The 25552-nt window shown below is 42.8% G+C and carries 26 protein-coding genes; 1 reads left to right on the top strand and 25 read right to left on the bottom strand.

The window, feature by feature from the left end; translation table 11 throughout:
- Positions 1 to 4 precede the first annotated feature (4 nt).
- The 16 genes from ciss_RS07330 to ciss_RS07255 form a co-directional block, all read right to left on the bottom strand.
- Positions 5 to 445 (bottom strand): GatB/YqeY domain-containing protein, encoded by a 441-nt coding sequence (locus ciss_RS07330; RefSeq protein WP_075865634.1) that lies wholly within the window; start codon positions 443 to 445, stop codon positions 5 to 7.
- A gap of 9 nt (positions 446 to 454) precedes the next feature.
- A complete protein-coding gene (gene rpsU, locus ciss_RS07325; RefSeq protein WP_075865633.1) occupies positions 455 to 634 on the bottom strand; it encodes a 30S ribosomal protein S21 in 180 nt (59 codons plus the stop codon).
- Between the two features lie 41 nt (positions 635 to 675).
- On the bottom strand, positions 676 to 1017 hold the full coding sequence (locus ciss_RS07320) for a histidine triad nucleotide-binding protein (RefSeq protein WP_075865632.1): 342 nt from the start codon (positions 1015 to 1017) through the stop codon (positions 676 to 678).
- A 96-nt stretch (positions 1018 to 1113) separates the two neighbouring features.
- Positions 1114 to 2418, bottom strand: a complete 1305-nt coding sequence (gene mtaB, locus ciss_RS07315) for a tRNA (N(6)-L-threonylcarbamoyladenosine(37)-C(2))-methylthiotransferase MtaB (protein ID WP_075865631.1) — start codon at positions 2416 to 2418, stop codon at positions 1114 to 1116.
- Positions 2415 to 3161 carry a 16S rRNA (uracil(1498)-N(3))-methyltransferase gene (locus ciss_RS07310; protein ID WP_075865630.1) on the bottom strand — a complete coding sequence of 249 codons (747 nt, stop codon included), beginning with the start codon at positions 3159 to 3161 and terminating at the stop codon, positions 2415 to 2417. The genes mtaB and ciss_RS07310 overlap by 4 nt, the downstream gene beginning before the upstream one ends.
- 6 nt (positions 3162 to 3167) lie before the next feature.
- Positions 3168 to 4085, bottom strand: a complete 918-nt coding sequence (prmA, locus tag ciss_RS07305) for a 50S ribosomal protein L11 methyltransferase (RefSeq protein ID WP_075865629.1) — start codon at positions 4083 to 4085, stop codon at positions 3168 to 3170.
- A gap of 27 nt (positions 4086 to 4112) precedes the next feature.
- Entirely contained in the window at positions 4113 to 5258 is a 1146-nt protein-coding gene (dnaJ, locus tag ciss_RS07300; protein ID WP_075865628.1) for a molecular chaperone DnaJ, read from the bottom strand.
- Between the two features lie 25 nt (positions 5259 to 5283).
- Positions 5284 to 7092, bottom strand: coding sequence for a molecular chaperone DnaK (dnaK, locus tag ciss_RS07295; protein ID WP_075865627.1), 1809 nt, complete (start codon positions 7090 to 7092; stop codon positions 5284 to 5286).
- A gap of 19 nt (positions 7093 to 7111) precedes the next feature.
- On the bottom strand, positions 7112 to 7654 hold the full coding sequence (gene grpE / locus ciss_RS07290) for a nucleotide exchange factor GrpE (RefSeq protein ID WP_075865626.1): 543 nt from the start codon (positions 7652 to 7654) through the stop codon (positions 7112 to 7114).
- Positions 7638 to 9203: a TCP-1/cpn60 chaperonin family protein gene (locus ciss_RS07285; RefSeq protein WP_075865625.1), complete on the bottom strand. Its 1566-nt coding sequence runs from the start codon at positions 9201 to 9203 to the stop codon at positions 7638 to 7640. Before ciss_RS07285 ends, grpE begins: the two co-directional genes overlap by 17 nt.
- Positions 9204 to 9218: 15 nt before the next feature.
- Positions 9219 to 10244 carry a heat-inducible transcriptional repressor HrcA gene (gene hrcA / locus ciss_RS07280; RefSeq protein ID WP_075865624.1) on the bottom strand — a complete coding sequence of 342 codons (1026 nt, stop codon included), beginning with the start codon at positions 10242 to 10244 and terminating at the stop codon, positions 9219 to 9221.
- Between the two features lie 88 nt (positions 10245 to 10332).
- On the bottom strand, positions 10333 to 11463 hold the full coding sequence (hemW, locus tag ciss_RS07275; RefSeq protein ID WP_077177500.1) for a radical SAM family heme chaperone HemW: 1131 nt from the start codon (positions 11461 to 11463) through the stop codon (positions 10333 to 10335).
- On the bottom strand, positions 11447 to 13258 hold the full coding sequence (gene lepA / locus ciss_RS07270; protein WP_075865623.1) for a translation elongation factor 4: 1812 nt from the start codon (positions 13256 to 13258) through the stop codon (positions 11447 to 11449). Before lepA ends, hemW begins: the two co-directional genes overlap by 17 nt.
- A gap of 12 nt (positions 13259 to 13270) precedes the next feature.
- Positions 13271 to 14815 carry a murein biosynthesis integral membrane protein MurJ gene (murJ, locus tag ciss_RS07265; protein ID WP_075865622.1) on the bottom strand — a complete coding sequence of 515 codons (1545 nt, stop codon included), beginning with the start codon at positions 14813 to 14815 and terminating at the stop codon, positions 13271 to 13273.
- Between the two features lie 98 nt (positions 14816 to 14913).
- The gene (locus ciss_RS07260; protein WP_075865621.1) at positions 14914 to 15897 is read right to left on the bottom strand and encodes a stage II sporulation protein P; all 984 of its coding nucleotides are present in this window, start codon (positions 15895 to 15897) and stop codon (positions 14914 to 14916) included.
- A gap of 66 nt (positions 15898 to 15963) precedes the next feature.
- Entirely contained in the window at positions 15964 to 16281 is a 318-nt protein-coding gene (locus ciss_RS07255; RefSeq protein ID WP_075865620.1) for a phage holin family protein, read from the bottom strand.
- A 147-nt stretch (positions 16282 to 16428) separates the two neighbouring features.
- Here ciss_RS07255 and rpsT point away from each other — a divergent pair, with 147 nt between their 5' ends.
- Positions 16429 to 16701 carry a 30S ribosomal protein S20 gene (gene rpsT / locus ciss_RS07250; RefSeq protein ID WP_011343343.1) on the top strand — a complete coding sequence of 91 codons (273 nt, stop codon included), beginning with the start codon at positions 16429 to 16431 and terminating at the stop codon, positions 16699 to 16701.
- Between the two features lie 27 nt (positions 16702 to 16728).
- Here the strand turns inward: rpsT and holA are convergent, their stop codons facing one another.
- From holA to ciss_RS07205, 9 genes are all read right to left on the bottom strand, one after another.
- Positions 16729 to 17712 (bottom strand): DNA polymerase III subunit delta, encoded by a 984-nt coding sequence (gene holA / locus ciss_RS07245; RefSeq protein ID WP_075865619.1) that lies wholly within the window; start codon positions 17710 to 17712, stop codon positions 16729 to 16731.
- Complete coding sequence (locus tag ciss_RS07240) at positions 17690 to 18268, bottom strand: lytic transglycosylase domain-containing protein (RefSeq protein ID WP_075865618.1); 579 nt, start codon at positions 18266 to 18268, stop codon at positions 17690 to 17692. The genes holA and ciss_RS07240 overlap by 23 nt, the downstream gene beginning before the upstream one ends.
- Before the next feature lie 44 nt (positions 18269 to 18312).
- Complete coding sequence (locus ciss_RS07235) at positions 18313 to 20493, bottom strand: DNA internalization-related competence protein ComEC/Rec2 (protein WP_075865617.1); 2181 nt, start codon at positions 20491 to 20493, stop codon at positions 18313 to 18315.
- A gap of 8 nt (positions 20494 to 20501) precedes the next feature.
- Complete coding sequence (locus tag ciss_RS07230) at positions 20502 to 21113, bottom strand: helix-hairpin-helix domain-containing protein (RefSeq protein ID WP_075865616.1); 612 nt, start codon at positions 21111 to 21113, stop codon at positions 20502 to 20504.
- Between the two features lie 3 nt (positions 21114 to 21116).
- Positions 21117 to 21545, bottom strand: coding sequence for an RrF2 family transcriptional regulator (locus ciss_RS07225; RefSeq protein WP_075865615.1), 429 nt, complete (start codon positions 21543 to 21545; stop codon positions 21117 to 21119).
- A gap of 207 nt (positions 21546 to 21752) precedes the next feature.
- Positions 21753 to 22262: a CGGC domain-containing protein gene (locus ciss_RS07220; protein WP_075865614.1), complete on the bottom strand. Its 510-nt coding sequence runs from the start codon at positions 22260 to 22262 to the stop codon at positions 21753 to 21755.
- Positions 22263 to 22336: 74 nt separating this feature from the next.
- Positions 22337 to 23536, bottom strand: a complete 1200-nt coding sequence (locus tag ciss_RS07215) for an ABC transporter ATP-binding protein (RefSeq protein ID WP_075865613.1) — start codon at positions 23534 to 23536, stop codon at positions 22337 to 22339.
- Positions 23529 to 24494, bottom strand: a complete 966-nt coding sequence (locus tag ciss_RS07210; protein WP_075865612.1) for a FecCD family ABC transporter permease — start codon at positions 24492 to 24494, stop codon at positions 23529 to 23531. Before ciss_RS07210 ends, ciss_RS07215 begins: the two co-directional genes overlap by 8 nt.
- Before the next feature lie 8 nt (positions 24495 to 24502).
- On the bottom strand, positions 24503 to 25405 hold the full coding sequence (locus tag ciss_RS07205; protein WP_075865665.1) for an ABC transporter substrate-binding protein: 903 nt from the start codon (positions 25403 to 25405) through the stop codon (positions 24503 to 24505).
- Positions 25406 to 25552: the final 147 nt, after the last annotated feature.

The raw sequence follows: 25552 nt of genomic DNA, 5'->3' as shown, positions 1-25552 counted from the left end.
CATGCTATTTGGCCAAAAGCTTTTTCACTAACTCCGCAACTACCTTACCGTCAGCCCGCCCCTTTACCTTGGCAAGTACCGCCGGCATTAATTTTCCCATGTCCGAAGGTTTAGATGCCCCCACTTCTTCCATGGTGACTTTAATTATTTCCTCTAACTCCGTTTCGCTTAACTGGGCCGGAAGGTAGCTCTCAAGAATTTTTATTTCTTCTTGAATTTTAGCAACATCCTCGGTACGTTCGGCTTTTTCGTAGTTGGGTAGCACTTCTTTGCGGGATTTAATTTCCTTTTGGATGATTCCAACAATCTCATCATCGGTAAGGCTTCTTCCTTTTTCAATTTCAGCATTTTTAATTGCCGCTTTTACCATTCGTAAAACATTAAGCCTTACCGTAGCCCTTTGTTTTAAACTCTCTTTTAAATCCTGTTCAATGCGGTTTAACATAAGATCACCTTAAGCATAACGCTTTTTCTTATTTCTGGCTTGAGCTTTTTTCTTCCTTCTCACGCTGGGTTTTTCGTAATGTTCTCTTTTGCGCATTTCAGCCATTAAGCCGGCTTTTTGGCAAGATCTTTTAAACCGCTTTAAAGCGCTATCTAAACTTTCATTTTTGCCAACTCTAACTTCTGCCACTTTCTATCCCTCCCTCCTCCCCACCCCCTTTGCCGCCTTAATTAGGCAAATTTACCTAACGGTCTACCGCCAATTAAGTGGAAATGGAGGTGGTAAATCTCTTGACCGCCGTCTTTTCTGCAATTGCTGACCAGACGATACCCAGAATCACTGATTCCTTCTTTTTCAGCAATTTCCCGGGCTTTTAGCAGCAAATGTCCAGCAAGCTCCCGGTGTTCTTCTCCTAAGTCCGCTATATTTTCCAGATGTACCTTAGGAACAATCAATATATGCACCGGTGCCACCGGATTGATGTCGCGAAAAGCCACCACTAATTCGTCTTCATACACAATAGCTGAGGAAATTTCTTTCCGGGCAATCCTGCAGAAGAGACAGTCACTCATACCTTCACCTCCCCTCGGGAGAAAGGTACAATTCAATCCTTACAAAAGGAGATAATTCTACAATACACTATAAAATTCCTGCTGGCAAGAAAAATTTTAGTTATTTATCAACTCTCCGCTAACATGGTCCTCTTTTATCTCGGTAATTTTTACCGGATAAATTTCTCCCCGCTTTATATTATTGCCCGAAAACTTGACTCTTAAATAATTATCGCTATGTCCTTCCCAAAAGCCTTCCGTATCCCGTTCCTCGGGAATAACCTCTAAAATTTTACCGAGAAATTTAGATGCATAATTTTTAAAAAGTTCCTCTTTTAAATTTAAAAGTAAAAGGCTTCTCCGCTCTTTTTCCCGCTCCGGTACCTGATCTGGCATTTTTGCCGCCGGCGTACCCGCTCGCGGGGAGTATTTAAAAACGTGAATGTCCATAAAACCAACCTTTTTTACTAAATTGTAACTGTTTAAAAACTGCTCTTCGGTTTCTCCCGGAAAACCAACGATAACATCAGAAGTTAAAGCGATCTCGGGAATCCGTTCTCGAATTGTTTCAATTAACCTTAAATACTCATATGAAGTATATTTCCGGCGCATCGCCCTTAAAATATCGTCATCACCACTTTGCAGGGGGAGGTGGAGATGGCGGCAGAATTTAGGGCTATCCGCTAAAACCTCCAGTAATTCCACGGTAAAATCCTGCGGTTCAATAGAGCTCAAACGAAGCCTCTTTAGTTCGGGAATTTTAAATAACTCGGCCACCAAATCGGCAAGTTTGGGTAATTCTTTTTTTTCTTGGCCGTAAGCTCCCGTGTGGATTCCCGTAAGCACAATTTCGGAAAAGCCGTTCTGACATAGCGTTTTTACCTCCGCTACCACATCCTCCAAGGGGCGGCTTCTAAGGGGCCCCCGGGCATAGGGAATAATACAGTAGGCGCAATAGCTATTACACCCTTCCTGAATCTTAACAAAAGCCCGGGCTTTCCCCGGGGCGAGCTTTAAAGGCATTTCTTCAAATTCCAGGAGCTCTTCAAAACCGGCCACCGCATTTATTTTTGTCCGTTCCCTTAAGACTTTTTCCACTAACTCCACCAGGCGGTTTTTGTGAACGGTCCCCAAAACAAGAGTTACCTCGGGAATTTTTAAAATTTCCTCGGGGGCAACTTGAGCATAACAGCCCACCGCCGCCACCACTGCCCGGGGATTTTTTTGCACCGCCTTCCTGATCATCTGCCGGGATTTACGGTCACTTAAATGGGTAACGGTACAGGTGTTTATAACGTAAATATCAGCATAATCGCTAAAGTCAACTATTTCATACCCTTTTTCTAAAAAAGCTCCTTTTAAAGCTTCGGTTTCGTACTGATTTACTTTACAACCTAAGGTATAAAAAGCTACTTTTTTCACCTTACTTCTCCTCCAAGGTCACCCCACTGATATAAAACCATGGAAAGAACGGCCAGAGCAGCCGTTTCCGTACGTAAAATTCTTGGCCCTAAGCTAACAGTGACCGCCCCAAAACTTTTTAAATACTCAATCTCTCCGGGGTCAAATCCCCCTTCGGGTCCTATTATTACCGTAACGTTTTTTACCGCCTCTCTATTTAAAAGTTGCTTTAAAAAAGTTTGCTCCTCGCCTTCATAGGGTACCAAGATTAAAGCATCGGAAATAAATTCCGGCAGGGCCTTTAAATCTATTACCGGAAAAACTTCCGGAACCCGGCTAACTCCCGCCTGCTTTGCCGCTTCATAAGCAATTTTCTGCCAGCGTTCGCCTCGATCCTTTTTCTTGCGCTCATCAAATACCACTACCGTCCTGAGGGTTTCCACCGGAATTATCCGATAAACCCCCAGCTCCGTAGCCTTCTGCACAATAAAATCCATTTTATCGCCCTTTGGTACCCCCTGCACCAAAGTTACATTCACCGGAGGTATGGTTACAACCCTTTTTTTCTCCAAAATCTTTAATTGAACCAAATCTTTTTTTACCGCTATTACCTGACATAGATAGCGAAACTCCTGGTCGTCCTGTAATGTTAGTTTTTCCCCGGGCTTTATTCTCAAAACCCTGGCCACATGTTTAGCATCGTCACCGGTAAGATAAGCATAATCCCCCTGGACCTGCCCAGGGGGTAGAAAAAAGTACGGCATCACACCCTACTCCTTTCTGGCAACCAGAAGACACCAACCACCACTGCTTTTTCTTTCAATAATTTTAAAACCAACTTCCAGAAGTTTATCCATAACTTCCTTTTCTCTTTCTAAGATAATTCCCGAACCGATAAAAATTCCACCGGTGGCTAATTTTTCGTAAGCATCTAAAGCTAACTCTTTAATTACCGCTGCAATAATATTGGCAATGATAACGTCTACGGTCTGGTTAAAACCATGTAATAGGTCATTTTCTATCACCGTAATCCTGTCTTCCAGGCGGTTTATGGAAATATTATCCCGGGCAACCTTTACTGCCACCGGATCAATATCTAAGGCATAAATCTTCTCGGCTCCCAGCAAAGCGGAAGCTATTGCTAAGATTCCGGAGCCGGTACCAACATCCACCACTACTTTGCCCGGGCTAACGTAGTTCGGTAAGGCCTCTAAAACCAATGCGGTGGTAACGTGGGTTCCCGTTCCAAAAGCCATCCCCGGGTCAATTTCTATTATCTTTTTACCTTCTTTGCCCGAAGGTAGCTTTTCCCAGGTAGGTTTTATTAAAAACTCCCCTACTTCAACCGGTTTAAAATATTTTTTCCAGCTATTAGCCCAGCTTTCCTCATCAACTTCCTGGAAATAAAGGTTAAAAGGTATTTCTAAGGATTTTAATTTCTCATTAATCTGGTTTAAAAGAGTGTTAATATTTTCCGTTAAGGGGAAATAAGCCCGTACCGTTGCCCTTTCCGCTTTTAAAACGCTGTCGGGAAATTCATAAGCATCCCAGATCTGAGCGTTTATATACTGCCAAAGCAAAAGGGGGTCTTCAATACTTACCCCCCCGGTATTAAATTCCCAGAAAAGGTCGGCTATTGTTTCGGTAAAGCTACTTTCCACTTCCACCGCAATTTCAAGATATTTCACAGGCCTCACCCGTCTTTTTTCTTTTAATTATAACGCAAATTTGTTTTTAAACTTATTAAATTTTTCTTTTAACGTTTCCTCTTTTTGTTTGGATATCTCCTCAAACTCCCGTAAAAGCTGCTTTTGCCGTTCCGTAAGTTTGGTGGGGGTAACTACTTTAACCGTTACGTAAAGATTTCCCCGTCCGGAGCCATTTACCACCGGTACACCTTTTCCTTTTATGGTAAATACGGTACCCGTCTGGGTTCCTTCGGGAATTTCCAAAATCTCCGTACCCCCATCGATGGTCGGTATTTCTACCTTGGCTCCCAAAGCGGCTTGAACAAAGGAAATCTCCTTCTCCAATTTTAAGTGGATATTTTCCCGCTTAAACAGCTTGTGCGGTTTAATTTTAATGTAAACATATAGGTCTCCCGGAGGCCCGCCAAAGCGGCCCGCTTCACCCCCTCCGGCAATTCTAAGCCTATGGCCATGGTCAATGCCGGGAGGAATTTTTACCGTTATTGACCGGGTCTTCCGCACCAAGCCACTTCCACCGCACTCCCGACAAGGGGTTTTCGGTATCTTCCCTTCACCCCGGCAGGTAGAGCAGACCTGACTTCTTACCATGCGGCCAAAGAGGGTCCTCACTTCCTGGTGGATCTGCCCCCGTCCCTGACAGGTGGGACAGGTGATAATCGGCGTTCCCGGTTCGGCCCCGTTGCCTTGGCAGCGACCGCAGGTCTCGGTCCGGGTAACCCTTAATTCTTTCTCTCCTCCAAAAACCGCTTCTTCTAAGGTTAGCTCTAAAACGGCTTCGATATCGTCACCGGGGACCGGACCCTGCCGGGCTTTTCTGCCGCTCCCAAAAACCATGTCAAATAAGTCGCCAAAACCGCCAAAACCGCTAAAAATATCTTCAAAATTAATGCCGGCCCCGCCACCAAAACCTCCTTGGCCGGCAAAATTCCCGTCAACTCCCGCATGGCCAAATTGGTCATAGCGGGCCCTTTTTTCCGGATCGGATAACACTTCGTACGCTTCGTTAATTTCCTTAAATTTTTCTGCCGCATTGGGGTCGTCTTTATTGACATCCGGGTGATATTTGCGCGCAAGTTTTCGGTAAGCTTTCTTTATTTCTTCAGGGGTGGCATTTCTTGCCACCCCTAAAACTTCATAATAATCCCGCTTCAATTACCTCACCGCCTTTTGCGGGGAATTATTTATCGTCATTTACCTTGTAATCGGCGTCATACACGTTGCCCTGGGTGTTGGTTCCGGTTTGATTTTGATTTGCGGACTGCTGATAAATGCTGGAAGTTAGCTCATAAAGAGGCTTGGTTAACTCTTCCATTTTCGCTTTCATTTGCTGTACATCTCTACTATTCATTGCCTCCCGCAGCTCGGCAATGGCTTTTTCAACCTTAGCTACTAAGTCGGGATTTGCCCTATCTTTCAAATCCTTTAAGGTTTTTTCCGCCTGATAAATCAAGCTATCCGCTTGATTGCGGGTTTCGACTTCTTCTTTCCGTTTCCGGTCTTCTTCCGCGTACCGTTCCGCTTCTTCCACCATCCGCTTAATTTCCGCTTCCGACAAATTGCTGGTATTGGTTATGGTAATACTTTGCTCCCGACCGGTACCCAGATCTTTGGCGGAAACGTGGACAATACCGTTTACGTCGATATCAAAGCGGACTTCAATTTGCGGTACTCCGCGAGGAGCCGGTGGAATACCGGTTAAGGTAAATCTCCCCAAAGAGACGTTATCGGCAGCCATCGGCCGTTCGCCCTGCAGGACGTGAATTTCCACCGAAGTCTGGTTGTCGGCCGCGGTAGTAAAAATCTGGCTCTTCGAAGTTGGTATCGTGGTGTTTCTTTCAATTAATTTGGTAAATACTCCACCCAGGGTTTCAATCCCCAGGGAAAGGGGCGTTACGTCCAAAAGAACTACGTCTTTTACTTCTCCCGCCAGCACTGCCGCTTGAATTGCCGCCCCAATGGCTACGCACTCATCAGGGTTAATCCCTTTGTGGGGCTCTTTGTTAAAGAACTTGCGGATTGCTTCTTGAACCGCCGGTATCCGGGTGGACCCACCCACTAACAGGATTTTATCGATATCTTCGGGCTTAAGGCCGGCATCGGCTAAAGCCTGCCGGGTGGGACCCATGGTAGCTTCCACCAGGTCGGCGGTTAATTCGTTAAATTTAGCCCGGGTTAAGGTAACATCAATATGCAACGGTCCGTTTTGGTTAGCGGCGATAAACGGAAGATTAATTTGGGTTTCCAGTACCCCCGATAATTCGATTTTTGCTTTCTCCGCCGCTTCTTTCAGCCGCTGCATGGCCATCTTATCGTTTCTTAAATCAATACCGTGTTCCTTTTTAAAGTTTTCCACCAGCCAGTCGATAATTCGCTGGTCAAAGTCATCCCCACCGAGGCGGTTGTTACCGGCAGTGGCTTTAACTTCAAATACACCATCACCAATTTCCAAAATGGAAACGTCAAAGGTTCCACCGCCCAGGTCATAAACCAAGATAGTTTGCTCTCCTTCTTTATCAAGGCCGTAAGCCAAAGCGGCTGCCGTAGGCTCGTTAATAATTCTTAGCACCTCAAGACCCGCAATTCTTCCGGCATCCTTAGTAGCTTGCCGTTGCGCGTCGGTAAAGTAAGCCGGCACGGTTATAACAGCTTTTTCAATTTTTTCTCCCAGGTAAGCTTCCGCATCCTGCTTTAATTTTTGCAAAATCATTGCGGAAATTTCCTGGGGAGTATATTCTTTATCATCAATTTTTACCCGGTAATTGGTCCCCATATGCCGTTTAATGGAAATTACTGTGCGTTCCGGATTGGTAATCGCCTGCCGTTTCGCTACCTGTCCAACAATCCGCTCCCCGTTTTTGCCAAAGGATACAACCGAAGGAGTGGTGCGACCGCCTTCAGCATTGGGAATTACGATAACTTCTCCACCTTCCATTACCGCAATACACGAGTTTGTAGTTCCAAGGTCAATACCAACAATTCTACCCATTATCTCTACCTCCTTTAAGTTATTGTTTTTTCGAAACTTTTACCAAAGCAGGTCTTAAGACTTTATCTTTATAAAAATACCCTTTTACCAGCTCCTCAATTACGATATTTTCTTCTAAATCCTCCCGTACCTCCACCATTAAAGCCTCGTGGAGTTCGGGATTAAACGGCTGACCTTGAGCTTCTATTGCTTTTACCTCCTGCTGGTTTAATATTTCCAGTAACTGCCGGTGGGTAAGTTCAACTCCTTCAAGCACTTTTTGCGGATCACTTTCTTTTTCCTTTAAAGCTCTTTCAAAATTATCAAGCACCGGCAGGAGTTTTTTTAGAAACTCCATTCCCTCGTACTTTAAAAGCTCCTCTTTTTCTCTCTGGGTTCTTTTCCGGTAATTGTCAAAATCGGCATATAGCCTTAAATACTGATTTTTTAAACGGTTATGTTCATCCAAAAGCTTGTTGTATTCTTCTTCCCAATTTTTTGCCTCATCAATTTGTTGCTCCTCCTGGGATACGACAACCTCCTCTTTATCTTCCTGTTCCAGCTCTTTATCTTTTTCCTCCATCTTCCCGCTCACCTTCCTTTAAAACCTCATAATCTTTCATTTTAATTATGGTATTAATTTTCAATAACGAAATAGCTACTTCACTGGCATTTTTTACCGCCTGGTAAACCACTTCAGCGGGGTCAACCACTCCGCTGGCTATCATATCGATAAACTCACCGGTTTCAAAATCTAAACCCCATGCATAACTATTTTTTTGGACCTGCAGGGTCATTAAATCCCCCAACTTTTCCAGTCCGTTAAAACCGGCATTTTCCGCCATTACCCGAAAGGGAACTTTGAGAGCCTCAGAAAAAGCCATAACACCGTAGCTTTCCATCCCGGGCAAGCGATTTTTCAGGCTTTCCACTTCCCGGCTTAAGTAGAGGAAGAAAGCCCCCCCTCCGGGCAAAACCCCGGAACGGTAAGCAGCGGCAAAACTTCCCGCCGCATCTTTGGCAATTCTTTCCTGTTCGTCCACCACCTCATCGGTGGCCGCTCCAATTAAAACCGTCGCGGTAGCTTTTCCGGCGCCTCCTTCAATAAGGGTAAAATTCAGCCGGGAATCGTAAAAGCAGGTTTGGGCATAACCCAGCATTTTCTTTAACTCTTCCACCGGCTTATTTAAAGAAGTTCTTTTGGCCGCCCGGGCTCCGGTAAACTCTAAAACTCTTTTTAATTCCTTCTGGGTAATGCGGGTAATAACCATTATTTCATTTTCGTAACAAAACTCTTCGGCAATATCGCTGATTCCCCGGGTCAATAAAATTAGCTTGACCCCTAACTCCTTTAATTTTTTGAGGTTTTCCTGAAATATTTTTTGATTTTTTAAATACTGCTCAAATCCGGCTTCGGAAGCAAGAGCTTCTTCTTCTACTTCTTCGGGGTAAAGACCGTCATCGAGAACCAGAAGGGGAACTTCCTGAAGTTTTTGCGATCCTTCCTCCCATAAGGGCGACTTATTAATTACCACTCCCGGAATAAGCGTAGTATCGGCTCCAACTTTTGCCAAGACTAAATCAGCTAATTTAAATCCGGGGTCCTGAAGTTTATCCTCTAACATTGCTGCCGCATCCCGCAGGATAGCAGCAATCCTTTCATCACCCCGTCCGGCAATTTTGGCTGCCGCCAAAAGTTTGTCGTCGGTAATACTCCCTACCTTAATGGCATTTTTTCTTATCAGGAAAAGAGCGTGACTTAACGCCCGGCTCATTCCCGCCAAAACTTTGGAAACCGGAACCCCTTTTAAAATCTGGTTTACTCCTTCAGAAACCAAAGCTCCGGCTAAAACCGCAGCAGTAGTGGTACCATCCCCCACTTCCCTCTCCTGAGCCCGGGCCATATTCACGACCATTCGGGCCGCGGGATGCTGGGCATCCATTAGAGACAAAATGGTTACTCCGTCGTTGGTAACCACCACTTCTCCAAATCTATCCACTAACATCGCATCCAGGCCTTTGGGTCCCAAGCTATTGGCCACCACCTGGGTTAAGGCTTTTACCGCTGCTGCATTGGAAAAAAGGGCCTGATAGCGTTCTTCAATTTCCTGGGTTTGGGTTTCCTTTTTCAACCTTAAATCCTCCTGTTAAAAGTTTTTATTACCAATGATTTCCGATAAGTACTTGCTTAAAAACTCCACCGTCGCAACGGTTTTAGCGTATTCCATGCGCGTAGGTCCTAAAACTCCTATAAAGCCGACGCTATTCCCGTAGGAAAAGTAGCCGGCAGCAATCATACTGCAATCTTCAATTTCTTTTAAATTTAACTCGCTCCCAATTTTCACGTTAACCCCAACATTTAACTGGGAAAAGATTTCCCTTATTTTCTCTTCCTGTTCTAAGATGCTTAATAACGTTTTTACCTTTTCCACATTTTTAAACTCCGGCTGGTTAAAAAGGTTAATTAATCCGCCCAAGATTATCTTATGCTCCTGGTTATCCTTATTTAAGTTTCTAATTAACTCTAAGGTAATGTTAATTAAATTCTGGTGCCGGGCTAATTCATAGTATATTTCCCGTAAAAGCGAAGTGCGAATTTTTTCGGGATTTACACCAAGAAGTTTGGCATTTAAAATTGCCGAAACCTTTTCCAAATCCTGAGTTGTGATGTCTTCAGTTACTTCAAAAACCCGGTGGTGCAGAGTCCCATCTTCCAGTACAATAATCAACAATACCTTCCCCGGCTGTAAAAGTACTAACTGCAGGTGTTTTAACGGTACCTTTCCTGCTTCCGGTGAAAGCACCACCGCAGTATAACGGGTAAGGCTGGACAAAACTTTGCCGGTTTTCTCCAGTAAATCACCAATGCTGTTTATTTTATCTTCATAGACTTTACGGATAAATTCTTCTTCTTCTCGGCTCAAAGTGGGTTTTTCCATAAGGTAGTCTACGTAATAGCGGTAGCCTAAAACCGAAGGAATTCTCCCGGCACTGGTATGGGGTTGCTCCAAATAACCCATTTCTTCTAAATCTGCCATTTCATTCCTTATAGTTGCCGGACTAATTCCCAGGTCGTATTTTTTGGCAATAGTTCTTGAGCCTACCGGTTCAGCGGTAGAGATGTAATCCTGAACTATTGCCATTAAAATCTTTCTTTTCCGCTCATCAATCATACCGCTTCACCCCTTTTTGTTAGCACTCTCTTTTGTTGAGTGCTAACTTCAAATTAAAAATAGCACTGTCAAGTATTTTTTGTCAAGTTTAGATAAACTCAATTAATATAGTGTTAGCCACAAAACTTCCTTTGCGGGTTAAGAAAAGTCTATCATCTTCAATTGTTACTAAACCAAGTTCAATAAATTTTTGGATTTTATCGCCAAACTCTGCCATAAAGTTCCGCCGGTATTTTTTTTGAAACTCCTTAAAATTTAGTCCGGTTTTCAACCTTAATTTTAAAATTATCTCTTCTTTGGCATCTTCTTCTAAAGTTAATTTTTCCTCGCCGTAATTTTTTCCTGTTAAAAGCATTTCCCGGTATTCCCGCAACGTATGCGGATTCCAGAACCGGTACAGGCCCACCTTGCTATGGGCAGCAAGGCCAATGCCAAGATAAGGTTTATTTTCCCAGTAAGTAAGGTTGTGCCGGGAATACTGCTGGTTTTTCGCAAAGTTAGCAATTTCGTACCGCTCGTAACCGTTTTCCTCTAAAAGATTGATCGCTTCTTCCCAATATAAAACTATTTCATCTTCTTCCGGCAATATTATTTTACCCTTTGATACTTCTTCATAAAGGCGGGTATTTTCTTCGACCTTTAAATCGTATAAAGAAATGTGTTCCGGCTCTAAGCTTATGGCCGTTTTTATAGTTTTTATAAAGCTATCGCGCCCCTCGGGGTAACCGATAATTAAGTCCAGGTTTAAATTGTTTATGCCCTCTTCCCTCAATAAATTATACGCTTCCAGCGTCTGCACAGCAGTATGGGCTCTACCCATTTTTAAAAGAATCTCATCATTAAAAGATTGGGCCCCTATGCTTACGCGGTTGACTCCTAAGTTTTTTAAAAGGCGAATTTTTTCCCTGTTTAACGTTCCCGGATTGGCTTCAACGGTAAACTCCAAAAGCTCATCGGAAATATAAGGTGAAATAATTTCCCCAAGTTTTTCTAAAGCGTTAAGCGAAAGGGAAGTTGGCGTTCCCCCGCCTACATAAACGGTTTGGAGAGGCGCCAAAAAATCTTTTCGCCATTCCAATTCTTTCTTTATTAAGCTTAAATACGAAAATACCTCTTTACCCGCCGGCGCGGGAAAAGAGGTAAAAGCACAGTAATGGCACTTCTTAAGACAAAAAGGCATATGCAGGTAAAGGGCCTGAGCTTTATTTGTTATTATCAATTTTCAACACCGCCATAAAAGCTTCCTGGGGAATTTCCACCCTGCCAATTTGTTTCATTCGCTTTTTACCTTCTTTCTGCTTCTCTAAGAGCTTTTTCTTCCGGGTAACATCGCCGCCGTAACATTTAGCCAAAACATCTTTTCTTAAAGCCTTGACCGTCTCCCGGGCAATTACCCGCGAACCAATCGCCGCCTGGATAGGAATTTCAAAAAGGTGGCGGGGAATCAACTCCCGCAGTTTTTCAACCAACTGCCGTCCCCGGTAGTAAGCCTTATCCTCATGGACAATGATAGAAAGCGCATCCACCGGCTCTCCGGCAATTAAAATATCCATCTTTACCAGATCCCCGGGGCGATAGCCGATAAATTCATAATCCAAAGAAGCATAACCTTTAGAACGGGATTTTAACTGGTCAAAAAAGTCGTAAATAATTTCTGCCAGAGGCAAATCGTAAGTGAGCATCACCCGGTTTTCCGAAAGGTATTCCATATTTATAAAGACACCCCGGCGTTCAATGCACAAATCCATGATATTTCCCACAAATTCCTTGGGAACCATGATGGTGGCTTTCACATAAGGCTCCTCAATGTGATCGATCTTCCCCGCCGGAGGCAGTTTCGCCGGATTATCAATCTCTAAAATTTCGCCGTTAGTTTGCACCACCCGGTAAATAACGTTGGGAGCGGTAGTTATAAGATTTAAGCCGTACTCCCGCTCTAAACGCTCCTGAATTATTTCCATGTGTAAAAGTCCCAAAAAGCCGCACCTAAAACCAAAACCCAGGGCCACCGATGTTTCCGGTTCAAAAGTTAGCGAAGCGTCGTTTAATTTTAGCTTTTCCAAAGCATCCCTTAAATCCTCGTACTGATTGGACTCTACCGGATACAGGCCACAGAAAACCATTGGCTTGACCTGCTTATAACCGGGTAGCGGTTCTTTAGCCGGGTTTTCAGCACCGGTAATGGTATCTCCTACCCGGCAGTCGCGCACGTTTTTTATCCCCGCAGCAATAAATCCCACTTCCCCGGCCCAGAGGCCATCCACCGGGGTAAGATAAGGCTTAAAAATGCCCACCTCGGTAACTTCAAACTCTTTATCATTACTCATCATTTTTATTTTCATCCCCGGCTTTATAAAACCATCCACCAGACGAATATAAGCTATAACTCCCTTGTAAGGGTCGTAATGGGAATCGAAGATTAAGGCTTTTAAGGGTTTTTCTTCATCTCCTCTCGGGGGTGGGATCCTTTTGACAATAGCTTCCAATACTTCTTCTATCCCCTGACCGGTTTTAGCTGAAGCTAAAATGGCCTCACTGGTATCAAGGCCTATAACGTCTTCTATCTCTTTTAAAACCCTTTCCGGCTCGGCATTAGGTAAATCTATCTTATTTACCACCGGAATGAGCTCTAAATCGTGCTCCATGGCCAGGTAAACATTAGCCAGGGTCTGGGCTTCGATCCCTTGCGAAGCATCCACCACCAAAAGCGCCCCTTCGCAGGCGGCTAAACTGCGGGATACTTCATAAGTAAAGTCCACGTGGCCCGGGGTATCGATGAGATTTAAATAGTAGGTATTTCCGTCCTTGGCTTTATAGGTAAGCTTTACCGCCTGGGCTTTAATGGTGATACCCCGTTCCCGCTCCAATTCCATCTGGTCCAAAACCTGCTCTTTTAACTCGCGCTCCGATAAAGCACCGGTATACTCAATAAGCCGGTCCGCCAAGGTGGACTTTCCGTGGTCGATATGGGCAATAATACAAAAATTCCTGATTAACTCCTGGCGTTTGGGCATAGTAAACCTCCACTAAACTTTTTTCCGGATTAAATTTATGAAAAACAGCGCTTCTTCCATTTTTAAAAGTAAAGTTGTGGCCGCATAAACCACCACTGCACCTGCAATTGCCGCACCAACTTGAATTAATTGACCATGTTTGGTTTCAGCCAATCCGGATAGTTCCCCGGCAATTAAATAGGCCGTTACTCCCATTAATAACGAAGCCAAAAGCGATTTAACTCCGGAAATTAAAATGTCTTTCCCGTAAATTGAGCCAACCTTACGGCGGAAAAGCCACAGCAAAACAGCAAAGTTAAATATGCCCGTTAACGAAAAACCCAAAGCAAGCCCTCCATGGCCGAGATAGCGGATAAAGGCCACATTTAAAAGATAATTTAAAACGATGGTTAAAAGGCTGGTGGTAACCGGCGTAATCGTGTCGTGCAGGGAATAAAATCCCCGTAAAACCACCTGCAAAGCCGAGTGGGCAAAAAGCCCAACACAGTAAAAAACCAGCGCCCAGGCCGTAGCCTCGGTCATGGCCGGGGTAAACTCTCCCATTTCAAACAAAAGCCGGACAATCGGAACGCTTAAAACCATCAGGCCCACCTGAGCTGGCAGGGTAATAAACCAGATTGCTTTTATCCCCATAGCTACGCTTTTTTTAAAATTATCCATTTCTCCCCGGGCGGCAAAGCCGGTCATGGTAGGAAAAATAGCCATGCTTATTGCCGAAGCAAATAACCCCAGGGGAAGATACATCAAGCGATTGGCAAGCCTTAAAGCCATAATGCTTCCTTCCGACAATCCCGAAGCAAGATTTTGGTTAACAATCAGGTTAATCTGGCTTACCGCCAACCCCAACAGGGTTGGAATCATCAGTTGAGCCATTTTTACTACTCCGGGATGGTGGATATCGATAATTGGCCGGTATTTTAATCCGTACCGCGCTAAGCTTGGAAGCTGGACCATGAAATTTAAAGCCATCCCGGCCACAACCCCGAGAGCAAAGGAGGTAATTCCCAGCTTGTCGGCTAAGAAATAGCCGAAAAGAATTATCACAATGTTATATATTACACTCCCCAGAGCCGGGGTAAAAAAATGCTGGTAGGAATTTAACATTCCCATTAAAAAACCGTTTAAACCCGTAAAGATAACCGAAGGTAGCATAATCCGGGTAAGTTCAATGGTAGTGCTTAGCCGTTCTCCGGTAAATTTGTGCGCCACAAGTTTTACCAGTTCCGGTGTAAACAAAAAACCAAGGCCAATACAAAATAGCATGATTATTATTACTAAATTTATGACCGTGCTGGCCATTTTCCAGGCTTCTTCCTCTTCATTCTTAGCTAAATATGAAGAAAAAACCGGAATAAAGGCCGCACTCAACGCTCCTCCCACCAGTAAATTATAAAGGAAATCCGGTATGGTAAAAGCCGCTACATAAGCATCACTTACCCCTGTAGCCCCAAATTTTACCGCCAGCAGCTGTTCCCGTACAAAACCTAAGATCCGCGAAACAATTCCCAAAGCTAAAATTATCCCTGCAGCTTTCGCAACGTTTTTTCTGGTACTCATAACCCATATAGCCCTTCCCTTTAAAATAAATCCTTTAAAAAATATATCACTTTTTTTAAATTTGTAAAAGAAAAAAAATAAAGCCAGAAAAACTGGCTTTAACGCAGTAAATAACGGGCAATACCTTCGGCCAAAAGGTCGGCCGACTTTTTGGCCTGGGCCAGGGAGTTACTTACATTGCCGATTTCCACCAAAATCAGGTGACTGGATAAATGCTGATTAAATCTTCCGGACTTATACCTTATTCCCCGGATTAGCCCGGGATAAATAGTTTCGGTTTCGGCAATAATTTTTTTGGTCACCAGCTCATTTTCCTGCCAGTGGGGCTGAGGTAAACGTTCCCCTTTACCAATTACAAAGATAATCGGAGCTAACTCTTCCCCCATAACGTTTACCGTACGGTACTTAGGAGAAGCCTCGGAGTCCCGGTGAACATCTATAATAAGCTTTAAGCTTTTTACTTCTAATAAATCAAGAACAGTCTTTTTTGCTTCGCTATAGGAACGATTGTAATCGGTATCATGAACCTTTTCAATAAAAATTGTTTTTATTCCATTTTCCTCAAGCTTTTGGGAAAGTTCCCGGGCTACCTCCAAAACCTCTCCTTTTTCCCCTTTGGGGGCCCTTTCCCGCCCCCCATCCCCTTCATAACTTTCCCCGGTATGGGTACAAAAAATCCCTACCAACGGCTCTCCCGGCAAAGCCGGAAAATCTCCCCCCTCATTGATGTCAAGAAACTTCTCTTCCCCACCATTTAAGACCGGATACCCGGCCAGCATTAAAGAGTAAGGATCGTTAACTTTGGCACCGGTTAAAAGCCAGAGAGCATATTCCTGACTTAATTTCCCCTCTTCATCGTTTTTTTGTTTAAAACCCAAAGTTTTTTGCAAGTAGCCCTGAGGGTTTTCTTCCCAAAGGTTTTCTTTTAATACCTCTAAAAGCGCACTATTTTTTATCCCCTCAAGGATTAATCCGGAAGTTTCAGGAGGCACAACGGTGGCAGTTATCCCCAGCAAAAAAGCGTAAATTAGTAAAAATAAATTTACAGCAATCCCCCGTTGTGCTTTTGCCCGGTATTCCATTTTTTCGCTACTCCCCGGTTTTATTTTTGTAAATAAAATATATGATGCCCTCCGAAAAAATATGATTCACCTGAGAGTTGTTGGAATAAAGCGATCCACCAAACCAATGATTATTGCCGCTATTATCGCTCCCGGTAAAGTAACCTGCAGGTACTGGGGAACTATATACCGGGCAAGGAGAAGAATTAAAACCGCTACCGCAAAGCCGGTAAAGCCTTTTCCTTTTTCTCCTATTATTTTTTCGGCCAAAGAGTTTAAAATAGATATTACTATGGCGGCGACCACAGCCCCAATTACCCCGCCTTTTACGGAAAAACCCGGAGTTAGAAGGCTAACGCCAATTAACGTTATTGCCGAAATCACAATTTTTATAATCATTCCCATTTGCGTTTTCACCTCCTTATACAAGGATTTCCTATAATTTTTCATGTTATACAATTTGTGGTTAGCCAGGGCAAAAAAAAACAAGAAGGTATTCTTGCATTTTTTTGATATCTCTGGTAGAATACTTGCTGTTAGGAGGTGAGATTGGTGGCAAACACTAAGTCAGCAAAGAAGCGGATTTTAATTATCCGGAAAAGAACCATGCGCAATAAAGCAATCCGTTCGGCTGTTAAGACCGCAATTAAAAAGTTTGAGATGGCCCTTAAGGTAAAACCCGCCGAAGAAGCAAGAGAGCTTTTACGGCAGGCTGTACGGGCTTTAGATAAAGCGGTAACCAAAGGTGTTATTCATAAAAATACCGCCTCCAGAAAAAAATCCCGGCTCACCCGGAAATTCAATTCCGTTTATAAAGCATCATAAAAAATACCCGGCAGGTACTCCGGGTTTTTATTTTTTTATTGATAGAAAAAATCTTTCAAATAATCCGGTTAACTCCCTTTCACCGGATTTTATTTTTTCATCTAGATCCGCCAGGGCAGTAATTACTTTTTTCAGTTTTTCCTGACTTAAGTGCACCGCACTTCTTAAGGTTTTTTTTACCAGCCATTCGGGAACACCGGTAATTTTCGCAATTTCCTGCGGTGTTTTACCTTTATGTTGCAGAACTTTTACGGTATAAATTTGCCTTAAGTTTTTAGCCACAAGCCCGGTAAACTTCACCGCTTCTTCCTGATTGGTAAGCCGTTCCTTTAGCTTGGAGCGGTTTATTTTCCCGGAAAGTAGTTCTTCAAGAAGATAAAAAACCGAAATTTCTTGATCCTGGCCGGAAACTTCCAAAACATCCTTTAAAGTAATGGTCTTTTCCGAAAGTCTATATAAAACCAATTTTTTAAACTCTTTTTCTAACTCTACTAAATTCTGTCCGTAACTCTGAGCTAAAACTTTCAGCGCTTCCTGCTCAAGTTGAAAACCCGCCCGGACCGCCCAGGCTTTAATTAGTTCCTGAACTTCCTTTTCTTCTAACCGGGAAAATTCAATTTCCTCACCATAATTTAAAAGCTCCTGATAGATTTTCTTTTTCTTATCCACAGGAAGTTCTGTAGAAAAAATAACCACCGCCTGAGGTGCCGGGTTTCTCAGGTAATTTACGAGCGGTTCTTCATCATGTTTGCCGGCAAAAAAGCGACAGTTTTTCACTACAATAAACCTTTGCCCAAAAAACGAAACCGTTTCTGCCTTGGCTACCACTTCTTCAGGAAGAACTTCCTGCCCATCCAACTCTTCATAGTTAAATTCGTGATTTTTTCCAATATACTGTTTAATTTCTGCAAAAAGCCGCTCTTTAAAATACAGCTCTTCTCCGGAAAAAAGGTAAAGGGGCTTTAAAACCCCCCGGCTTAAAGCATTTTTAAACCGTTCGTAAGCTATCATTTCTCTCGTCTCCTTGATAAAACTTCTGCCATTTCAACACCTTTTGGACATAATCCTTGGTTTCCGCAAAGGGCGGAATGCCGCTATATTTTTTTACATTGCCCGGGCCAGCATTATAAGCCGCCAGGGCAAGTTCCACGTCACCAAACCGGTCTAAAAGGGATTTCAAATATTTAATACCCCCCTCTAAGTTCTCTCTGGGGTCATAAGGATTTTCAACCCCTAACATTCGGGCCGTTCCGGGCATTAACTGCATCAGACCCATAGCTCCCCGGGGGGAGGTAGCATTTGGGTTAAAGTTCGATTCCTGCTTAATAACCGCCATGACTAACGAATAAGGTACTTCATATTTTTGCGAAAGCTCACGAACCATTTCGGCTATCTTGTTTTCCGAAGGAGATAAGGCAGTTTCTTGCTTGGCCACTACCAGGTCGGCAAAATTCAGGCTTTTAGGAGCTTCAGTGGAAGAGAGAGCCTTAAACCCCTCCATTTGCTCTAATATTTGGGTTAGTAAAGTAAGGTAATAATAAGTCAAAAGAGGTGTTAAATCAATCATCTTTCCACCCCGGTACTTTTTTCTTTTAATAATTTTAATACAACTTAGTAATTTTCGACAACTAAAGCCCCCTCAAGGTCGGTGCGCCAGAGCTTGCCCTTACCTTTTAAAGCCGCTAAAAGTTTATCCCCGGGAAAGCCATAAATATTATTTTGACCAACGGAAATAACTCCATAACCAAATTTTAACTTTTCCATAAAGCTTTCTGCAAAAAAGTTACTGCCGTGATGGGGAATTTTTACCACGTCATAATAAGCCCAAAGTTGATTTTCCAAATCTTCTTCCGCTTCTCTCTCGATGTCCGCACCAAAAAAGTAGGTTTTCCGGCCTATTTTACCCGCCATCACTATACTGTTGTTATTGGGATCCGAGCGGGTACCGGAATAGATTCTTTCCGGTCCTAATATCCGTAAAAAAACATCATCCAAACTAATAACGGCAGAAGTTTTAGCATAATAAATTTTTATTTTTCTTAACCGGAGTGAATTTAAAAGTTCCAGGTATTCCTGGTCTTCCCCTAAATATGGAGAAATTAAGACCGCCTTTACCGTGGCACTCTGGATAAGCGTTTCTGCACCCCCGTAATGGTCATTATGGGGATGGGTCAACACTAAAAGGTCTATAACCCCCGTGCCACTTTGGCGAAGATACGCTAAAACCTTTCTTCCCGCATCATAACTTTCGTTTTTTGGTCCGGTATCCACCACAATCGTGCGTCCGCGTAAAGTATGAATTACCGCTGCATCCCCCTGGCCCACGGCAAGAAAAACGGTTTTTCCATGCTCTTTGGGTATTAAAAATAAGCCTAAAATTAAAAAAGTAATGACTGTGTATTTTCCAATATCCATCTTTTCTTTTTTTACAAACCAAAAGTAGCCTGAAAATAACCCAGAGTAAAAAAGAAAAATTAAAATAAAGGGAGGCTTTTTTACTGCAATTGTCGCCCCGGGAATTAAAGCCATTTGACTGTTTATATTTAAAGTAAACACCGTCAGGAGTTCAGTTAGATGTTTTAAGGGGGATAAAAATAAACCGAAAATTCCGGAAGCCATAATAAGACCGGTAAGGGGAACTACTACAAGATTGGCTATAATTGATGCGGAAGCAAAGAGGGAATAATGATAAAAGACAATTGGTTCGGTTAAAATTTGCGCACCAACCGTAACTCCAATAGTGTCCGCCAAATAAGAAGGTAAATGCAATTTTAATTTTTCCGCTAAAGGTAAACCTATTAAAAATATCCCCAAGGTTGCTAAATACGACAGGAGAAAACCCGCCGAAAAAAGTTCCTGGGGTTTTATTAAAAGATAAAAAAAGGCACTTAAAAACAAATGATAAACCGGTTGATAATCCCGCCCTAAAAAAAAAGCCCCGACCAGGAACACCAGCATTAAAAAGGCCCGTACCGTTGCCGGGTTAAAACCGGTCAGGGCGGTATAAAAAAAGCAAAAAATTATTGTAAAAAGGTTTTGCTTTTGCCGGGAAAGCCGCAACCCCTTTCCCAAAAAATAAATCGCCCCCGCCACCAACCCCAAATGCAGGCCGCTGACACTTAAAATATGTACGACTCCGGTTTTAGCAAAACTATCGTAAACCTCCGGGGAAATTTCCTCATCGTCCCCTAAATACAAACCTTTTAATAACGCCGCAGTTTCGGGAGAATAGGTATTTAACCTTTCTTTAAGAAAATTTTTTACCGCTGCAAAAGGCCGCAGAAAAGAAAAGTTAACCCCGATTTTTTCTGCGGTTTGTACGTATAAAACCCCGTAAATTCCCTGCCGCCTTAAGTAATTTGGATAGTTAAACTCGCCGGGATTCTGCGGAGGAATTGGTTTTAGGAAACTTCCGGTAATTTTTAAAATATCTCCGGGTAATCTTAAAACCCTTTCTTTTTCCCGGACTAAATAGGTTTCTTTGGTTTTTAAATCAACAACTTTAAAACTGTTCTTATCATTTTTTACGGTAGACCCTTCCACCACCCGGCAAATTCCCCGATATTCCCCTTCCCGAAAACCCGGACTCCCATGAAGATTTAGGTTTACCCCTCCAAGAAGCATAAAAGCTATTAACAGAACGGCTAAGCTTTTACGTTCCCGGGGTAAAACCATATAGCCTAAAAGCATAAACAATAAGGCCAAATACAGAAATAGCCGAAAAGGGATAAATCCCCAATCGGCTATGATAATTCCTGCTATGTAAAAAAGGAAAGCAAGATAAATTTCCATATTTTCCCCTAATTAACCGTAATATAATCTTTTAGCGTTTCAAACTTTTTATCCCCTATACCCTTAACTTTTTTTAAATCCTCAATAGTCACAAAAGGACCATTTTGCTCCCGGTATTCAATAATCTTGGCTGCCGTTGCGGGACCAACTCCCGGTAGTTTATCCAGTTCTTCGGCGGAAGCAGTATTGATATTCAATTTTGCTCCCTGGCTGCCGGCACCCTTTTGAGCATTTTGCTGGCTAAACCCATTGCTGATCGAAGCTGGTGTTGTATTTTCATTTTTGAAGGGAATATAGATTTTTTGCCCATCGCTTACCTTAGCCGCCAGATTAATACTGCTATCATCAGCTAACGGTAATATTCCCTGCGCTTTTTCTATGGCATCCTTTACCCGGGCGCCCTCTTCTAAAACATAAACACCGGGTTTATAAACCGCTCCGGCCACATGCACAACTAACGTTCCCTTCCGGGTAACCTCCCTGGTAATAACTTCCTGCTCAGCCGTTTCTTTAATCGGGGGTGATTCCGGTCCAGTCCACCAAAGATAGAAAACCAAGGCTAAAAGGAAGAAGATAATTCCATATAAAAAAAGCTTAGAACGGTCGTCAAGGGGATTCATAAGCTACTCCGCTAAAAAGCCACTTAACTGGCCTTCTTGGGAAAGCGTTAAAAGATTATGAGAGGAAAACTCCTCAATTAATTTTTGCTGAACTTTATGCCAGATCTTATGTAACGGGCAAATTTCCACTTTCTCACAAATATCCGGATGGTTAATACACTGACTTAAAACTATCGGTCCCTCCACCGCTTCCACCACTTCCAAAACGGTAATCTTTTCCGGATCTTTCAGGAGGGCAACACCCCCCTGCGGTCCTTTTACCGTATATACAAGTCCAGCTTTAACCAGTGACTGAACTATTTTTGCTAAAAAAGCCTCCGGCAACATCAGCCTTTCCGCCAGGGTTTTTACCGGTACTACCTGGCCTTTAGGCAGTTTTGCCAGATCCATCATGGCAATTAAAGCATATTCCCCCTGTTTTGTTAGCTGCATGAATTTTCCCCCTGAAAAATCAAGCTTTCTAAGGTATTTTACAATATATTTTGTATTTTTTCAATATAAATAAAATTTGTCGAAAATTGTCGTTTTTTCTTTATTTAAAGGCATTTCGGAGTTAATTTGTCTAATATATTTATTTTACGCCAAATAAAAATTTACTAAGTAAAAATTTAAAAACAAAAACCCTGCAGCTGCAGGGCTTTAGTGGTGAGTACCTTCAATTACTTCCACACCTTTAGCTAAAATGGTTTTTTTAATTTGCTCCTTAAAAGGGCATTTCGGATAATCTCCGTCTAACAACATACAGGAACTTAAATGAACGTGCGTTAACTCGTAAGGGAGAAGTTTTTCAATTAACCTGGAAACCCGGCGCCCGGAGCAACCACCGCAGGTGAAAAAGCCGATAATTTCTGCCTCCGGCCCATAGCGGGCAAACTGCTGCTCCCTTTTATTAAAGCTATTAAAACAACCAATTCCCGGGCAAACTTCGGCAACAATATGACAGCGCACCACCGCAATTTTCGGCTTTTGCGGTTTCGGGTCGCTTACATCCCTGGCGGTCATTTTCCCCCGGGCTTCCATTACTTCATTTACCGTGATCTCCTCTACACCCTTTTGCTTCGCCCACTCCTCGACCTTCTTCTTGGCTTTTTCCCGCACAAAAAAGGGAACGTTATTCATGTACTCTAATGCTTCTTTCGTCCAGCGCATCTTCTTCTTCCCCTTTTGTTTTTTCTTTATTTTAACCTGGGCTTCTTTTTATAGCTATGACCTTTATCACAGTTTTAAGCCTCGGGATACTTTTGGGCGCCGGCTTTTATAAGGGAATTAACAATATAAGTAGCCCTTCCTCCGGAGTAATCCCTTTTTTCCATTTCTTCCGGCTTTACAATAAAAATTTTTTTCGGCTCCACTTCCAAAAGGGCTTCGATATTTTGGAGGTTTCCCGGCCCTATTGGTACCGGAGCTACCACTATTTTATCCGCCTTTTTTAAGACCTCCAAAAGCCGCCGGTAGCTTTCCTGGGAAATGGGCGAGAAAGGTTCTTCCTCCACCACTTCTGCTCCCAGCGCTTTTGCTGTCTGCCAGTCACTATCGCTTTTATTTAAAACCCCCGCTGAAATCTTCGCTCCCTGCTGGCTTTCCCGGAGCATAATACCGCTTGCCATTCCGCCTCCACCAATGATATGTACCCGGGTCTTTCCACCACTGCTCTTATTAATAATTAAAGGCAGGACCTGGGGTATGCCTAAAACCGGATGATTGACCACTAATGCCGGTTCTTTATAAGCTTTATAAATATTTTCAAAAGTTAAGACTTCCCCGGCCGCACCGGTAATGACATCTCCTTCGGAAAATAAATAAAGTCTATCGGCAAAAAAGGAAGCCAGGTTCAAATCATGAAGAACCGCTAATATCCCTTTACCTTGAGCCGCTAAATCTTTTAAAAGAGATAGTATTTTTACCTGATAAAATAAATCCAGGTGATTGGTGGGCTCATCTAAGAGGATATAGTCGGCTTCCTGGGCCAAAGCCCGGGCAAGATAAACCCTCTGCCTTTCCCCTCCCGAAAGGGACAAAAGGGTTCGTTCCTCGTACCCGGCTAAACCTACCGTTTCTATAGCTTTTTTTACCCCTTGAAAATCTTTTTTAGTCTCTAACCCCAAAAATCCCTGATAAGGGTACCTTCCCATCATTACCGTATCCCAGACCGAATAATCCCGTAAAGTTTCGGGTTCCTGGGGTACATACGCCAGCATCCGGGCTCGTTTTTTTGCAGGTAGCTTAAATATTTCCTGGTCATTTATCTCCACCGTTCCCTCACGGGGTTTTAAAAAACCGGCCAAAATTTTTAATAAAGTAGTTTTACCTGCTCCATTGGGACCCAGGATTACAGTAAACTTTCCCGGTTGTACCTCAATATTTATACCCTCAAACAATGTTGTGTTACCATAGCCATAAACCAGGTTAATGCCTTTAAGCATGCCGACCCCGCCTTATAAAAAGATAGGCAAAAAAGGGAGCCCCGATAAAAGCAGTAATAACCCCTACCGGAAGCTCCGCCGGGGCCAAAATACTCCGGGCCAATGCATCGGCAAAAACCAGGAGGATAGCTCCGGCTAAGCTTGATAAGGGTATTAAAACGCGATAATCCTTACCAAAAATAAGCTCTACCACCTGGGGAACTACCAGACCAACAAACCCTATAGTTCCGGCAAAACTTACCGCTCCTGCCGTTAAAAAACTTGCCAGCATTAAAAAAAGAACTCTTTTTTTGTTAACCTCCACCCCTAACTGCACCGCAGTATCATCCCCAAAACTCATAGCATTTAAGTCCCGGGCAAAAACAAAAAGTAAAACAAGCCCCAATAAAAGGTACAGGGCAATCACTCCCGCTTCCTTAAATCCCTTATTATTAAGTCCTCCCATTAACCAGTAAATAATCTGGTGCATATTTTCCCGGCTTACTGCCAAAACAAAAGTAACAATAGCTCCTAAAAAGCTATTTACAATAATTCCAGCAAGGATTAATCTATTAGGTTCGGGTTTTCGGGAAATTAAAAAAACTAAAAGTAACGCTACTATACTTCCTAAAAACGCTCCTAAGGGCAAAGCATAATAAGGAAAAGATTTTAGCAGAGTTAGTAAAGCTACTGCCGCCGCAGCGCCGGAAGATACTCCTAAAATATACGGGTCGGCTAAAGGAGTCTTTAAAACTCCCTGATACACCGTTCCCGCCAGGCCTAAGGCCGCTCCTACCACTATACCCAAAGCAATCCTGGGAAGTCTTATCTTAAAAAAGATTGTTTTATACGGCTCGGTTAAAATTTGTGTCAAAGGTATTTTCACCGCCCCAAGATTAGCCGCTAAAAAGATAGCAAAAATAAGGAGGAGGAGTAATACCACTCCTCCAAAAATTAATTTTACCCACCAAGATTTCATTTTCTCACCTATTTTAAACCAGGATGAAGGGCTTTTGCTAACTTTTCTATACCATCAATAGTCCGGGGACCCGGCCGCACAATTAAATTAGGATCTATACTGTCAATAACTTTCTTTTCTTTGACTGCGCGCAACGCCTGCCAGAGTTCACGTTTGTATGGATGTTGATCCGGTTTTAAATAAGCGGTATCAGCAAGCAAGATATAATCAGGATTTAAAGTTAAAAGCTTTTCATCGGAAAGGTTTACCCAACTACCACTGGTAATTACGTTTTTGCCCCCAGCTTTTACAAGAATGTCATTGATAAAAGTATCCGGTCCGGCAACATATAAACCGTAAGCATAATCAATTTCTACCAGAACTGACGGTTTATTGTATTTCTTTAATTTTGCAGTTAGTTTATTTAATCTTGCCTGCATATTATTAGTAATACTTACCGCTTTTGAGTATTTACCGGTAGCTTTACCAACCAACTTAATGTTATTTAAAATATCATTAAAGTTCTTTGGCTCTTTTAAAACAAAAACTTTAACCTTTAAATTTTGGAGCTTTTTAATTGCCTCTGGAGAAATAGTATCTTGAGCCACCACTAAATCAGGTTTTAAACTAACGATCTTTTCTACATTCACATTAAACGCATCGCCAACTTTAGCTTTCTTTTTTGCTGCTGCCGGATAATCACAAAAATTAGTAACGCCGACAATATTTTTATCCAATCCAAGGGCAAATAAAATTTCGGTATTACTTGGAGCAAGCGACACGATTCTCTTAGGATAGCTTTTAAAGGTAAAAACGTTCCCTTTAGAGTCTTTTACCGTTATCCCTTTACTTTGCCCTGCCATCAATGGAGCTACCGTCACCAGCAGAATGATGGCAACAGCTAAAAATACCATCCATCTTTTTTTCACCATTTTTCCGCCCCCTAATTTATTAAATTTAGGAACAAATTCGCCCTTCGGGCGACTTAAAAGAGTAAGCAGCAATGTTTACTCTTTTTTTCCTTTATACACCATACCACCTGGACAGTAAGGGCATTCAAGAACTGGCATTTCCGATGA

This window comes from Carboxydothermus islandicus (genome assembly GCF_001950325.1).
Classification (GTDB): Bacteria; Bacillota; Z-2901; order Carboxydothermales; family Carboxydothermaceae; genus Carboxydothermus; species Carboxydothermus islandicus.
The sequence above is the reverse complement of the archived record's forward strand: the minus strand, read 5'-3'. Positions and strand labels throughout refer to the sequence as shown.